This is a genomic window from Pseudoalteromonas sp. G5_S1_14_S5, assembly GCF_054968605.1.
This window is the reverse complement of sequence record NZ_JBQKUM010000016.1, coordinates 56,305-71,192: the sequence shown is the minus strand read 5'-3', so window position 1 is coordinate 71,192 and position 14,888 is coordinate 56,305. Positions and strand designations below refer to the sequence as shown.

General features: G+C 46.2%; 12 protein-coding genes. 5 read left to right on the top strand and 7 right to left on the bottom strand.

Annotation, left to right across the window (positions count from 1 at the left end):
• Positions 1 to 76 precede the first annotated feature (76 nt).
• The 5 genes from hslU to priA form a co-directional block, all read right to left on the bottom strand.
• Entirely contained in the window at positions 77 to 1,417 is a 1,341-nt protein-coding gene (gene hslU / locus ACTRWI_RS07150; protein ID WP_499130112.1) for an ATP-dependent protease ATPase subunit HslU, read from the bottom strand.
• A 56-nt stretch (positions 1,418 to 1,473) separates the two neighbouring features.
• Entirely contained in the window at positions 1,474 to 2,022 is a 549-nt protein-coding gene (gene hslV, locus ACTRWI_RS07145) for an ATP-dependent protease subunit HslV (RefSeq protein ID WP_004737138.1), read from the bottom strand.
• Between the two features lie 202 nt (positions 2,023 to 2,224).
• The gene (gene ftsN, locus ACTRWI_RS07140) at positions 2,225 to 2,746 is read right to left on the bottom strand and encodes a cell division protein FtsN (protein ID WP_499130111.1); all 522 of its coding nucleotides are present in this window, start codon (positions 2,744 to 2,746) and stop codon (positions 2,225 to 2,227) included.
• 140 nt (positions 2,747 to 2,886) lie between these two features.
• Positions 2,887 to 3,891 (bottom strand): DNA-binding transcriptional regulator CytR, encoded by a 1,005-nt coding sequence (cytR, locus tag ACTRWI_RS07135; RefSeq protein WP_499130109.1) that lies wholly within the window; start codon positions 3,889 to 3,891, stop codon positions 2,887 to 2,889.
• Positions 3,892 to 4,131: 240 nt separating this feature from the next.
• Positions 4,132 to 6,333 (bottom strand): primosomal protein N', encoded by a 2,202-nt coding sequence (gene priA, locus ACTRWI_RS07130; protein ID WP_499130107.1) that lies wholly within the window; start codon positions 6,331 to 6,333, stop codon positions 4,132 to 4,134.
• 328 nt (positions 6,334 to 6,661) lie between these two features.
• On the opposite strand from priA, the gene rpmE reads away from it, so the two are divergent.
• Positions 6,662 to 6,880, top strand: coding sequence for a 50S ribosomal protein L31 (rpmE, locus tag ACTRWI_RS07125; protein WP_086715817.1), 219 nt, complete (start codon positions 6,662 to 6,664; stop codon positions 6,878 to 6,880).
• Between the two features lie 331 nt (positions 6,881 to 7,211).
• Positions 7,212 to 8,501, top strand: a complete 1,290-nt coding sequence (locus tag ACTRWI_RS07120; RefSeq protein ID WP_499130106.1) for a malic enzyme-like NAD(P)-binding protein — start codon at positions 7,212 to 7,214, stop codon at positions 8,499 to 8,501.
• Between the two features lie 165 nt (positions 8,502 to 8,666).
• Here ACTRWI_RS07120 and metJ read toward each other — a convergent pair whose 3' ends face one another.
• Positions 8,667 to 8,987: a met regulon transcriptional regulator MetJ gene (gene metJ / locus ACTRWI_RS07115; RefSeq protein ID WP_004415993.1), complete on the bottom strand. Its 321-nt coding sequence runs from the start codon at positions 8,985 to 8,987 to the stop codon at positions 8,667 to 8,669.
• Between the two features lie 208 nt (positions 8,988 to 9,195).
• Here metJ and ACTRWI_RS07110 point away from each other — a divergent pair, with 208 nt between their 5' ends.
• The 3 genes from ACTRWI_RS07110 (at position 9,196) to metF (ending at position 13,967) form a co-directional block, all read left to right on the top strand.
• The gene (locus ACTRWI_RS07110) at positions 9,196 to 10,377 is read left to right on the top strand and encodes an O-succinylhomoserine (thiol)-lyase (RefSeq protein ID WP_499130105.1); all 1,182 of its coding nucleotides are present in this window, start codon (positions 9,196 to 9,198) and stop codon (positions 10,375 to 10,377) included.
• A 2-nt stretch (positions 10,378 to 10,379) separates the two neighbouring features.
• A complete protein-coding gene (locus ACTRWI_RS07105; RefSeq protein ID WP_499130104.1) occupies positions 10,380 to 12,791 on the top strand; it encodes a bifunctional aspartate kinase/homoserine dehydrogenase II in 2,412 nt (803 codons plus the stop codon).
• Positions 12,792 to 13,067: 276 nt separating this feature from the next.
• The gene (gene metF / locus ACTRWI_RS07100; RefSeq protein ID WP_499130103.1) at positions 13,068 to 13,967 is read left to right on the top strand and encodes a methylenetetrahydrofolate reductase; all 900 of its coding nucleotides are present in this window, start codon (positions 13,068 to 13,070) and stop codon (positions 13,965 to 13,967) included.
• 156 nt (positions 13,968 to 14,123) lie between these two features.
• Here the strand turns inward: metF and ACTRWI_RS07095 are convergent, their stop codons facing one another.
• Positions 14,124 to 14,663, bottom strand: coding sequence for a PadR family transcriptional regulator (locus tag ACTRWI_RS07095; RefSeq protein WP_063525247.1), 540 nt, complete (start codon positions 14,661 to 14,663; stop codon positions 14,124 to 14,126).
• Between the last annotated feature and the right edge of the window lie 225 nt (positions 14,664 to 14,888).

The window sequence follows — 14,888 nt, the reverse complement described above, 5'->3', positions numbered from 1 at the left end:
ACTCGAAAGTGGGCCTTGAATTCACTTATTAGCTGCTATTTCTTTGAGATAGAGCAATAAGTTAGAGTTTCGTGTGCTACAGGATGAAGCGGCTTAGGTCTTCGTCTTCAACGAATTCACCAAGCTTCGAGTTTACGTAAGCCTCATCGATTACTAGCGTGCTACCAGCTTTGTCTGTTGCATCGAATGAAATCTCATCCATCAAACGCTCCATCACAGTGTGTAGACGACGTGCGCCGATGTTCTCGGTGGTTTCGTTTACGCGCCATGCTGCATCAGCGATCTGGTTGATGCCGTCTTCAGTAAACTCAATGTCCACATCTTCTGTCTTCATTAGGGCAATGTATTGCTCTGTCAGAGATGCTTTTGGTTCAGTTAGAATACGTTTGAAGTCATTCGCTGAAAGCGCTTCAAGTTCAACACGAATAGGTAGACGACCTTGCAGTTCAGGAATTAGGTCTGATGGCTTAGCCACTTGGAATGCACCTGATGTGATGAATAGGATGTGGTCCGTTTTCACCATGCCGTGCTTAGTTGATACTGTGCTGCCCTCGATAAGAGGCAGTAGGTCACGTTGAACACCTTCACGAGATACGTCTGGGCCTGAGCTGTCGCCACGCTTACAGATTTTGTCGATCTCATCAATGAATACGATACCGTTGTTCTCAGCGTTGAAGATCGCGTTCTCTTTCAGCTCTTCCTGGTTCACAAGCTTAGCGGCTTCTTCTTCCGTTAGGGCTTTGAATGCGTCTTTGATTTTCATCTTACGCTTTTTCTTGGTGTCGCCAGCTAGGTTTTGGAACATGCCTTGTAGCTGGTTCGTCATCTCTTCCATACCGGGAGGTGACATGATTTCAACGCCCATTTGTGGTGCTGCTACATCGACTTCGATTTCTTTGTCGTCTAGCTTACCTTCACGCAGTTTTTTGCGGAAAATTTGGCGAGTGTTTGAAGAAGTCGAATCTTCGCTTGATTGCTCGTTCTGGCCCCAAGCATCGCGTGCAGGTGGTAGTAGGGCATCAAGGATGCGCTCTTCAGCTTGTTCTTCAGCGCGGTATTTTACTTTTTCCATCGCTTGTTGGTGCGTCATCTTGATCGAAACATCCGTTAGGTCGCGGATGATGGTCTCAACTTCTTTACCAACGTAGCCAACTTCGGTGAACTTAGTTGCTTCTACTTTGATGAACGGTGCGTTTGCTAGCTTCGCTAGGCGGCGAGCAATCTCTGTTTTACCAACACCAGTTGGGCCGATCATCAGGATGTTCTTCGGTGATACTTCAACACGCAAGCTCTCTTCAAGCTGCATACGACGCCAGCGGTTACGCAGTGCGATAGCTACTGAACGCTTAGCATTGTCTTGGCCGATAATGTGGCGATTGAGTTCGTGAACAATTTCGCGAGGAGTCATCTCAGACATGGTTTTTCCTTAATTCTTTAATCACTATTGATACAAGTTTTGGGTAGAAGCGTTTGTTATTCTGGCTTTGGCAGCTCAACAGTGCTTTCTAGCTCTTCAACAGTGTGGTGATGGTTGGTGAACACACAGATATCGCCAGCAATATTCAGCGACTTTTCTGCGATTTCACGTGCATCTAAATCAGTATTTTCTAATAGTGCCGTAGCCGCTGCTTGAGCGAAGTTACCGCCTGAACCGATAGCGATTAAGTCGTTCTCTGGTTGAACAACATCACCGTTACCTGTGATGATCAGTGAAGCGGTTTCGTCAGCTACTGCTAGTAGTGCTTCTAATTTACGTAGAGCACGGTCACTACGCCAATCCTTCGCTAGCTCTACGGCAGCTTTGGTTAGGTGGCCTTGGTGCATTTGCAGCTTGCTTTCAAATTTTTCGAATAGCGTGAAAGCATCAGCGGTACCGCCAGCAAAACCAGCCAGTACTTTGTCATTGTATAGGCGACGTACTTTACGGGCATTGCCCTTCATTACAGTGTTGCCTAGAGATACTTGTCCATCACCCGCGATGACGACTTTATTATTACGACGTACAGATACAATGGTAGTCACGAGTAGGGCCTCTTAATGTTCTTATCTTGGAGTATAAAAAGTATATGAGGATGGTGCTCGGATAATTCAAGGAATCACAAGTGATGTCGCGCAACTTATCGGTGTAACTTTAAGAGAAGATAGAAAAAGCGATCAATAAAAGAAAGCCTCCACAATGGGAGGCTCTTTTAAGTTGTCTTTGTTTACGACTGCTTTGCTGGAATTACTCGGTATCTTTCCAGATAGCGCAAGGCTCGATTTTAGCACGCTGTAGCTTGTGGCGGTCTCGCTCTGCATCACGCTTAAGTTTGTATGGTCCAAGTACAACGCGGTACCAGCTGCTGCCATCTTTCTTACGGATTTCACTCGAGATACCTTGGAAGGCGATATCCAACTTACGTGCTTCTGCCTGAGCTGAAGTTTTGTAAGCGCCACATTGCATGATGTAAGGGATCTTAGAGACCTCTTGCTCTTTGGCTTTCACTTCAATTTCGCGACTTGGCAGCGTTTCAACGTAGTCCCACTTCTCTTCTGGAGGCGGCGGAATTACTTTAGCTGGTTTTGGCTTAGGCTTTGGTTTGCTCACTGCTGGAGCCGGTGCTGGTGGCTCTGGGTCATTACTCAATAGGTAAAGTCCGTAACCAAACCCGCCAACAAGGAGGATCGCCAAAAGACCACTACGCCATGGTTTACGGCGAGGGGCTTGTTTTTTGGTCGGTTTTTTCGTGCCACGACCACGCTTCACATAATCTCTATTAGCCACAAGACAATTCAGTAGTTGGTAATTCTGCTCTCATGGTAATCCAGATTGCGCGAGGATAATAGTGTTGAAATGGAAGCGGCACATCAAAATGTGCCGTAGATTTATATGGGTATTTCGAAGACTTACCTTCGAGGTGGTGCGGTACTGCCTCGAACCACTAGGCTGGCTTCTAGCAGACGCGAACCTGCTTGCACATCGTTGCCTTTTAGTAGGTCTAGCATCATCAACATCGCCTGGCGTCCAATCTCATAACGAGGTTGAGAAATGGTGGTTAGCGGTGGATCGCAGTACTGAGCGAATTGAATATCATCAAAGCCAACAACAGATAAATCTTGAGGCACTCGTAAACCGAGTCTCTTCGCTTCTTGAATCGCACCAATTGCCATCGTATCGTTGTGACAGAAAATAGCGGTTGGCTGCTCTGGTAGCGCTAACAGTTGACGAACCGCTTGAGCACCCGCTTCGAAGGTAAAATCACCGATGGTGCTATAGGCTGGGTTCATTGAGACGCCAGCACGACGCAGCGCTTGTTGGTAGCCTTGCTGACGGAACTTACATAGGGTTGCTGACATTGGGCCAGAGATTTGAGCGATACGCTTATGACCCAATTGAGCAAGGTAGTTTACGGCTTCGAATGCAGAAGTCAGGTTATCGATGTGTACCGTAGGCAGCTCAAGCTCTGGTGCGAACTCACAGGCCATTACCATAGGAGGTAGGTTCTTTTGTTCAGACTTGCTGACATCGAACGGGTGGTCGGTGCCTAGTAGTAGCATGCCATCCGCTTGCTTGGTGAAGACGAGATTAACAAACGAAGATTCGCGTTTTTTCTGTTGACCGCTGTCACCCAGTAGGACGAGGTAATCATTTTCGACAGCAGCATCTTCGATGCCACGAATGATTTCTGCAAAATACGGGTCACAGATATCAGGAACGATAGTAATGATGGTTTTTGATTCGTTGCGACGTAAATTTCTAGCTAATGTATTGGGTGAGTATCCAGCTTCAAGTACGGCTGTTTCAACTCGTTTTCGAGTCGAAATTGAGACTTTCTCAGGGTTCATCAAAGCTCGTGATACGGTAGCCGTTGAGACGCCTGCTAGCTGGGCAACATCCTTCATTGTCGCCATAAATTAAACCCTCTTTTAAGTTCCTTTGTTGCCTAAGTATCTAAGGCGTGAATAATAAATGTAATCGAATAGATATTATGAAAGTGTTGCTAACACTTTTTTTATTGCAATATTTTATTCGTTTCATCTGCGTAAAGTTACGGCTAGATTAACAAAAATCACATGACTCGTGTGAACTTGCTCACGAGAAATATGAAATATTTGTGAACAAACTTATCATTAGTTTTAACCCGAAGGGGTTTAGCTCAAATCTTGTGGCTCTATATCGAGTGACCAACGAACTTTTTTTGCGGCGGGTAACATATTAATTGCCGGCTTTGCACTCATTAATAGCTTCTGCATAAGTGAGCGAGTTTGGGTTTGCAAAATCAATTGCCAGCGCGATTTACCCGCTCGCTTCGCCAGTGGCGCAGGGGTTGGCCCCAACACCATGCAATATCGGTCAAACAGTGGGTGTGATTCCAGTGTATGACGAACCTGACGTAAGAACTCTTCCACTAGGCGTGTGTCGTTCGCTTCTGCTCTAAATAGCGTCATAAAGGTGTAAGGCGGCAGCATCGCCTGTTTACGCTCTGCTAATGCCGTTTGAGCAAAGTGGTTATAATCTTTGTGCAGCAGGGCTTGCAGTAATCCGTGCTCTGGGTGATGCGTTTGTAAGATCACTTCACCAGGCTTACTCGCACGGCCTGCGCGGCCTGCCACTTGAATAAACAGCTGAGCAAGACGTTCTGAGGCTCGGAAGTCACTGCTGTATAAAGATCCATCGACATCCAATAACGCCACGAGTGTCACGTCAGGGAAGTGGTGGCCTTTGGCCAACATCTGGGTGCCGATAAGAATCTGGTATTCACCTTTGCGAATCGATTCGAGTGCGCTCTCTAGGCTGCCTTTACGGCGAGTGCTGTCGCGGTCAATACGAATGGTTTGGTATTCGGGGAATAGCTGCCCAAGTTGCGCTTCCAACTGTTCGGTACCCACACCGACCGTTACCAAGTTTGCTGAACCACAGCCTTGGCAGTTATGCACAATATGCTGTTGTGAGCCACAATGGTGGCAGCGCATCTCGTTGCTGTATTGGTGATAGGTGTAGTAGGCATCGCAGCGCTTACACTCTGCTGTCCAACCACAATCGTGACACATCAATGCCGGAGAAAATCCTCGGCGATTGAGGAACAGCATTACCTGGTTACCTGATTTTAAGTGTCGTTGCATCTCGGCAATGAGTGACGCAGACAAGCCACTTTCTAGATATTCACCTTTTACGTCCAACACTTTATTGGTGGTGGGTAGCGCGACACCTGCACGTGAAGTCAGAGTCAGGTGGCTGTATTTACCTATTTGTGCGTTATGCAGCGTTTCGAAAGCTGGGGTTGCTGAGCCCAATACCACTGGAATCTGCGCTTTGTGCGCACGCATGATCGCCACATCTCGAGCGTGGTAGCGCAGGCTATCTTGCTGTTTATAAGAAGCGTCGTGCTCTTCATCAACAATAATAATGCCCAGATCCGCAAACGGTGTGAATAGAGCCGAACGGGTACCAATCACAATGCCGGCGATCTTATCACGAGCCGATAACCACGCATTTAGGCGTTCTGAATCGTTTAGACCTGAGTGGATAACCTCAACAGGCACATTGAAGCGTCGCTTAAAGCGGTTAATGGTTTGTGGTGTTAGGCCAATCTCTGGCACTAGCACTAAAGCTTGTTTACCTTGGTCGAGAATCGGCTTAATCATATTCAGGTAGACTTCCGTCTTGCCTGACCCCGTGACACCTTCTAAAAGGAAGCAACCAAAGCTGTTTTGACTATTTACCGTTGCAATTGCGATGGCTTGCTCTTCGTTGAGCTTAGGTTTGTCTTGGACGTTTTCGAGGTCGGCTGGCCACGGTTTGCGTTTTGGTTTTTTCTTAACCGATTCAATCCAACCTTTCTCCTCCAGTGTTTTGAGAACAGCGCTGCCTACCTCTTGGTCGATGAACTCTTGATGAGGAACGGCGCCGTGCTCGAGCATGTGCATGACTTTGGCTTGCTTGACTGCGCGACCAAAGCCTTGCATCAGTTGGACGCGGCCTGATGGCGTTAACTGCCATTCGACCAAAGTTGCGAAGTCTGCAGCTTTGCCTTTGCGTAAAGCGCTGGGTAGGGCATTGGCAAAGGTTTCGCCAAGTGGGTACTGGTAAAACTGACTGCACCAAGTTAACAGTGAATAGACAGATTCAGGCCAAACAGGTTGGTTATCCAGTAGCGCTTTAATGGGCTTGAGCTTATCTAGCTCGAATTCTGATTCGTTAACCAGAGCCGTGACAATCCCTGTTAAGGTTTGTCGTCCAAAAGGCACAGAGACTCGACCACCAATAATCGGAAATAGGTGGCTTGGAATCTTGTAATCAAACTGCTTGTCGAGTGGAACAGGCAGCGCCACACGGGCAATCATTGGACGCATAAAGGGACGACTTTATCTGAATTGACGAGAGCGAACAGTCTAAAGGATAAGGCGTTTAAATTCGAGAAACAGTTTAGCTGACAAGGGGAAGTGAGGACTTGAAAGTCGCTGCTACCAAAGAATTTCAACGGATGAAGAAAATAATATCAATATTGGCGAAAAATGTATCAAATCAGTTGATCCTACCTCACAGATTCATTACTATACTGCGCCTTAAAGGTATGGCTTCATCGCGTTTTAGTGATAAGCGGTGTCTTTATTTCTTTTAAACTACGTGTGGTGTGCGGCTTAGAATCGTATAGCGACACGGCCTACTTGAGGTTATCCCATGAAAGTTGGAATCCACCCAGAATACAAAGCAGTTACTGCTACTTGTTCTTGCGGCAACACTTTTGAGTTCAACTCAACGCTAGCAAAAGAATCAATCCACCTAGACGTATGTGACAAATGTCACCCGTTCTACACTGGTAAGCAACGTATCGTAGATACAGGCGGCCGTGTTGATCGCTTCAACAAGCGTTTCGGTGCTCTTTCTAGCAAGAAGTAATTCTCGCTATTTAGACATAAAAAGGACACTTCGGTGTCCTTTTTTGTTGCCTGAAATTTGAGAAAATACAGACTTTCACCTCAAGCTTCATTATCTCCTACACTAAGCGGCTTGCCTCTATATTGAAGGGTAATTCTTCGCTTATTATTCATCACTGCAAATCCGCTCGAAAGTTCAACAAGCGATAGTAATTTCAACTGCTCACTGGTCTTATTAGTAGTGAAATCTCGTTTTTTAATGAGACAGAGGCATTTACCACCTAGGAACTTTGAAGTACATCCATTAACATGAACAAGATCCCCTAATAATAATATCCTAGGAACGTACACCTATGTCTGAAGACAGCCGCCAAGACCTATCCTCTCAAGAATTATCACCTCAAGAACAATTCCGTCAGCAAGCTCTTGATTATCATGAGTTCCCAATTCCAGGCAAAATTGCCATTGAGCTGACGAAGCCTGCAAACTCTGCAGAAGACCTAGCACTTGCTTATAGCCCAGGCGTGGCTGAGCCAGTTCGTGAGATCGCACAGAACGTAGATAACGTTTACAAGTACACAGGTAAAGGCAACATGGTTGCAGTTATCTCTAACGGTACCGCGATTCTTGGCCTAGGTAACCTTGGTCCAATTGCTTCTAAACCAGTTATGGAAGGTAAAGCGCTACTGTTTAAGCGTTTCGCTGGTTTAGATTCTATCGATATTGAAGTAAAACACCGCACAATCGATGAGTTTGTCGATACGGTTGCGAACATCGCAGATACATTCGGCGGTATCAACCTAGAAGACATCAAAGCACCTGACTGTTTTGAGATTGAACGTCGTCTGATTGAGCGCTGTGATGTACCTGTATTCCACGATGACCAACACGGTACTGCGATCGTAACAGCAGCAGGTATGCTGAATGCGATTGAGCTTCAAGGTAAGAAGCTAGAAGAGTGTAAGATCGTTTGTCTAGGTGCTGGCGCAGCAGCGGTTGCTTGTATGGAACTACTAATTAAGTGTGGCGCTCAGCGTGAGAAGATCTACATGCTAGACCGTAAAGGTGTGATTCACACTCGTCGTGATGATTTGAACGAATACAAAGAGCTGTTCGCAAACAACACAGATAAGCGCACGCTTGAAGATGTTATCGAAGGTGCTGACCTATTCTTGGGCGTATCAGGTCCTAACCTGCTTCCAGCAGAAGCATTAACGCTGATGGCTGATAAGCCTGTTGTGTTTGCATGTTCAAACCCAGATCCAGAGATCAAGCCAGAGCTTGCTCACGAAGTTCGTTCTGACCTTATTATGGGTACGGGCCGCAGTGATTACCCTAACCAAGTAAACAACGTACTTTGTTTCCCATTCATTTTCCGTGGTGCACTTGATGTACGTGCAAGCGAAATCAATGACGAAATGAAGCTAGCGGCTGTAAAAGCGATTCGTGACCTAGCGAAAGAAGAGGTGCCGGCTGAAGTACTAAAAGCAGCGGGTGAGACGTCACTTGAATTCGGTAAGGGTTACATCATTCCTAAGCCAATGGACCCACGTCTACTTCCTCGCGTAGCAAAAGCAGTAGCTGAAGCGGCCGTTGAATCTGGCGTTGCACGTATCGAGATGCCTGCTAACTACATGGCATAGTCGCTTGTTATAACGGTTGCTCCATAGAGCACAAATAATAAAAAACCGACTCAGCTGGAGTCGGTTTTTTTATGTTTCTTATTCACAAAACACTGAAAAGACGAATCAGTAATGTGAACATTCAGTTAAAGCGAATCAATATTGAAGGCAGTGACTGAGTTATTGTTATTCTTCGTCAAACGCTTCGAACTCGATACCCATCTCTGTCATCAGCTTTTTCACTTCTGCAGGAATATCATCTGGGCGGTCTTTACGAAGGTCTTCATCCGTTGGCAGTGGTTGGCCTGTGTACGCATGTAGAAAAGCTTCACACAGTAGCTCACTGTTTGTTGCATGGCGCAGGTTGTTGATCTGGCGGCGAGTACGCTCGTCAGTAAGCACCTTTAGCACTTTTAAAGGGATAGAAACTGTAATCTTCTTTACTTGTTCGCTTTTCTTTCCATGCTCAGCATATGGGCTTATGTATTCACCATTCCAGTCGGCCATTGCGTACCTTCATCACTTTAGTTGTTAGATTAAATTAATAGTGGTGATTTTAGCGAGATTTACCGCCATAAGCAAAGATATATAGACGTCTAGAAGTGTTGACGTCTAACGTTTGTGAAAGTAAAGTGAGTAACATATATCTAACACAGCCGCAAAATGCCGACAAGCAGCTGTGACTCTCAGACGCAAAACTTGTAAGGAAGCACCTATGAGCAGCCGGAAGCCAGCAACAATCGCAGTACGTACTGGTATCGAATCAGACACGCAACATCATGCCGTTGTCCCACCTATTTATCTTTCGACTAACTATGGGTTTCCCGCTTTTGGTGAAGTCCCAAAGTACGATTACACCCGTTCTGGTAACCCAAACCGCGGTTTATTAGAGACGGCACTGTTTGAGCTTGAATCAGGCAAAGGTGCAGTGGTTACTAACTGCGGTACTTCGGCACTGAACTTATGGGTTTCGGCTTTCTTAGGTAGCGATGACCTGATCGTTGCACCACACGACTGCTACGGTGGTACTTACCGCCTGTTTAACACTCGCTCTCTTAAAGGTGACTTCAAAGTCTTGTTTGTTGATCAATTGGATCAAAAGGCATTAGATGCGGCGCTCGCACTCAAGCCAAAGTTGATCTTATTGGAAACACCATCAAACCCATTGGTTCGCGTAGTCGATATTGCAGCAACCTGCCGTAAAGCTAAAGAGGTAGGTGCGCTGGTTGCTGTCGACAACACGTTTTTGACTCCAGTGTTCCAAAAGCCTTTAGAGCTGGGTGCTGACTTTGTTATTCACTCAACGACCAAATACATCAACGGTCACTCAGATGTGATAGGTGGTGTGGTGATCACTAAGACAGAAGAGCACGCTGAAGAGCTAGCATGGTGGGGCAACTGTATTGGTGCAACCGGAACTCCATTTGATAGTTACATGACGCTACGTGGCATTCGTACGCTAGGTGCGCGTATGCGTGTTCACGAAGAGAGTTCACGTGAAATTCTGACTGCCTTGCAACAGCAAGATCTTGTCGGTGCGATTTATCACCCAAGTCTTCCTGAGCATCCAGGTCACGAGATCGCCAAGAAGCAACAGTCAGGCTTTGGCTCAATGTTGAGCTTTGAGTTTGCAGGTTCATTCGAGGCGCTCAAATACTTTGTTGGCGAGTTAGAGCTGTTCTCTTTAGCGGAATCACTTGGTGGTGTAGAGAGCCTGATTTGTCACCCTGCGTCGATGACTCACCGTGCGATGGGTGAAGAAGCACTGGCAGAAGCGGGCGTTTCTCAACAGTTGCTGCGTCTTTCTGTTGGCCTTGAAGATGCAGAAGACCTGATTGATGACCTTAAACAGGCGTTTGAAAAAACACAACGCTTTATCGCTGAAGGGGAGGGTTAATAATGGCAACCTTTCGCCAACTACATAAATTTGGTGGTAGCAGTTTAGCTGACCCTGAGTGTTACCTACGTGTGGTGAACATTCTCAGAGAGTATTCATCAGCAACAGACTTAGTGGTTGTGTCGGCAGCAGGCAAAACCACTAACCGTTTGATTGAATTTGTAGAAGCGCTTGATAAAGATGGGCGTATTGCTCATGAGTGCCTGCAAACCCTTCGTCAGTTCCAACTTGAACTGATTGAAGCACTGCTTGAAGGTGAACCTGCAGAGCAACTTACGGCGACTATCCAACAAGAATTTACCGCTTTGGGTGAGCTAACAACCCCTCTAAGCGAAGCACAAAAAACACAAGTATTAGGTCACGGTGAAGTATGGTCTTCACGTCTGTTAGCTGCTTTGTTGTGCCAATATGATTTACAAGCCGTCGCGCAAGATGCTCGTGCTTTCTTGCGTGCTGAAGTGGGTGCACAACCAGAGGTGGATCGTGCACGTTCTTACCCTCTTATTAAAGAAGCGTTAGCGCAGCATGCTCATTGTCGTGTGGTGATTACTGGCTTTATGGCGCAAAACAGTGATGGTGAAACGGTATTGCTTGGTCGCAACGGTTCAGACTATTCAGCGACTGTGATTGGCGCTTTAGCTGAGGTGGATCGCGTAACGATTTGGAGTGATGTAGCTGGTGTATACAGCGCTGACCCTCGCTTGGTGTCGGATGCGTGCTTACTGCCTCTGCTTCGCCTTGATGAAGCAAGTGAACTCGCTCGTCTAGCCGCACCTGTACTTCATAGTCGTACGCTACAGCCTGTCGCGCAAAGTGCAATGGACCTTAGTTTACGTTGTAGCTACCAGCCAGAGTCAGGTTCAACTCAGATTGAGCGAGTTCTGGCATCGGGTCGCGGTGCAAAAATCATTACTTCTCTGGATGAAGTGCTTATCGTGCAGCTGACCTTTGGACATGGACATGATTTTGACCGTCTAGAAAGTGAAGTGCTTGAAGGGCTTAAGCGTGCTCAACTAGAGCCGTTGGCTTACGAACTAGAACCGGATCAACACTGTTTGCGTCTCGCTTACACAGAAGAGATTGCGGGTGGTGCTCTGGAATATTTGCAAGATCATGCAATTGACGCTGAGATTAAGCTGAAAGAGGGCTTCTCTCTGATTGCTGCCGTTGGTGCAGGTGTGACGAAGAACCCGAACCATTGTTACGGTTTTTACCAGCAATTAAAGAGTTCATCGGTTGAGTTTATCTCAGAAGCGAACTCTGGCCTAAGCTTAGTGGCGGTAATTCGTAAGAGTGAAACATCAAGCCTAGTGAAGGGCATTCACTCTCAACTATTCCAAGCGCAGAAGCGTGTTGCGATTGCCTTGTGTGGTAAGGGTAACATTGGTTCAAGTTGGCTGAGTCTATTTGTAGAGCAAAAGGCTGAGCTTGAAAAGCGCCGTGGGATGAACTTTGAATTGGTTGCTGTGGTGGATAGCCAAACCTATTGGTTCGACGACCAAGGCATTGATGCAACCTCTGTCGGTGAGCGCTTTGATGATGAAGCGATTGCTAACAATGGTAACGACTGGCTAGAGCGTTTGGGATCTATTCAGGGATACGACGAAGCCGTTGTACTCGATGTGACTGCCAGCCAAGCTCTTGCAGAAAAGTATCTGCAGATAGCTCAGCAAGGTATTCATCTCATCTCGGCGAACAAGGTCGCTGGCTCAGCATCAAGTGAGTACTACCATCAGGTACAAGATGTATTCGCTAAGATCAGCCGCCATTGGCTGTACAACGCGACTGTTGGTGCGGGCTTACCTATTAACCACACTGTACGTGACTTACGTGAAAGTGGCGACGATATTATTGCGCTGTCGGGTATCTTCTCAGGCACTTTGTCTTGGTTGTTCCAGCAGTTTGATGGCACGGTGCCGTTCAGCGAGCTGGTGGATTTAGCATGGCAACAAGGTCTGACAGAACCAGATCCTCGTGCTGACCTCGACGGCTCCGACGTGATGCGTAAATTAGTGATTCTGGCTCGTGAGTCGGGTTTAGATATTGAACCTGAAAACGTAAAAGTAGAATCACTAGTCCCTGAAGAGTTGCAAGACCTATCGGTGGATGACTTCTTTGATAAAGCCTCTGTTTTGAGTGAAGAGCTGGCTGAGCGTTTAGAGAAAGCACATTCTCAACAAAAGGTGCTACGTTACGTCGCACGTTTAGAGAAGAACGGTAAAGCAACGGTAGGTGTTGAGGCGTTATCGAAAGAGCACGCTCTGGCGAACTTGCTGCCTTGCGACAACATCTTTGCGATTGAGAGTAAATGGTACAAAGATAACCCATTGGTTATTCGTGGCCCAGGCGCTGGACGTGAAGTAACGGCTGGCGCAATTCAGTCTGATTTGAACCGAATGTCGAGCCTGTTCTAATACTCAGATCATTTGCTATGAAACGTAAATAGCATACTATTCACTAAGATAAATAAGGCTGAAAGCACGATGTGTTTCTCAGCCTTTTTTCATCCTTATTGCTGCTTTGCGACACATCTAACGACTTGAGTTTTACTCACGATCTACTTGAGAAAAATTCATAATGGATCTGTTGACTTTAAATCGTATTCAATACATTCTGTGGACATATAGACGTCTAAACGTCGTTTGGGGATTTGAGATTTTAGTGGTTGCTTTTGCCACAGGGAGAGTAAGATGGGATACACACACGCTAGTCATATCGACGCTTTAAATCAGAATATCGCTGAGCTTTCTGACAACATCAATGTGTCATTTGAGTTTTTTCCACCAAGCAGTGAAAAGATGGAAGAGACCCTGTGGAATTCTGTTCACCGTCTTAAAACGCTGCAACCAAAATTTGTATCAGTAACTTACGGTGCAAACTCGGGCGAGCGTGACCGCACCCACTCAATCATTAAAGAGATTAAAAACCAAACCGGTCTTGTTGCTGCTCCACACCTAACGTGTATTGATGCGAGCCGTGAAGAGCTAATCCAAATTGCTGACGACTACTGGGCAAATGGTATTGAGAGCATCGTTGCGTTGCGTGGTGATATTCCACCTGGCGGTGGTGCACCAGAAATGTACGCATCTGACTTAGTTGAGCTACTGAAATCTCGCCATGACTTTGATATCTCAGTCGCGGCATTCCCTGAAGTTCACCCTGAAGCAAAAAGCGCTCAGTCTGATCTTATCAACCTAAAACGTAAAGTAGATGCCGGTGCTAACCGAGCTATTACCCAGTTTTTCTTTGATGTGGAAAGTTACCTACGTTTCCGTGACCGTTGTGTAGCGGCTGGCGTTGATGTTGAGATTGTACCGGGCATCTTACCGGTTTCTAACTTTAAGCAAGCATCTCGCTTTGCAGCTATGAACAACGTAAAAGTACCGGGTTGGATGGCGAAGCAATTTGAAGGTTTGGAGGATGACCCAACGACTCGCCAATTAGTCGGTGCCAGCCAAGCGATCGATATGGTTCGTACGCTGAGCCGTGAAGGGGTAAAAGACTTCCACTTCTACACGCTAAACCGTGCAGAAATGACTTATGCACTTTGCCATACGTTAGGTGTACGCCCACAGGTTGCTGCGCTTTAAGCAAGACCTAAGAAGTAGAGCCCAAACTCTCATAAAAGCATCGCTGTAAAATTCAAACCCTACAGATACAAAAAAGGCTTGGACTCTAAGAGTTCAAGCCTTTTACTTTTCTAGCTTCTAGCTTCTAGCTTCTAGCTTCTAGCTTCTAGCTTCTGCTTAAGCGATAGCACCAAGTTCAAGCAGTACTTCTTCTGCCCATAAAATCCATGCTTCACGGATAAGTAGGTTACGACGAAGTGTTAGGCGCTCAAGGCGAGCTTGCTTGTCTAGAGTTGATGGCGTTGCGTAGTAAGCCGCTTCGATTTCTTTGTAGTGAGAAACCAGTTTGCGAGACTCTTCTACAAGCTCAGAAAGTTGTACACGGTACGCGTCAGAAGGTTGTACAGCACAAGCCATTAGCTTAGCTGAGAACTCATCACGAACAGTTGGGTGTGCAGTCGGCTGTTCAAACCATTCACCCAGAGCACTACGGCCAGCATCGGTGATAGAGTAAACTTTACGATCAGGTTTGCCTTCTTGAGGTTCAAGCACGCAAGTCACCTGTTCGTTCTGAGCCATTTTATTTAGCTCGCGGTAAACTTGTTGATGGCTAGCTTTCCAGAAGTAACCTATGCTTGCAGAGAATTCTTTTGTGATATCGTAACCAGTAGCGTCGCGTGTACTTAGAACGGTTAAAATTACGTGTGGTAATGACATGTCTGAAATCCAAATGGTAAACAGTAAACAAATACTTAAACATCAAGTGTGCTTCTAGTGGCACGTTATATTGGTTATGTTTAAGTTGTACCAACTCATGGGTTGGTTATGTCACCTTACAAAGCCGTTTATCACCTAGGTCGACCAGTTTATTGGTCAAAGTACTGCAGATTATGATTATTGAGTGTTTCCACAGTAGAGCTGTAGTATATCTAAATAATAAGC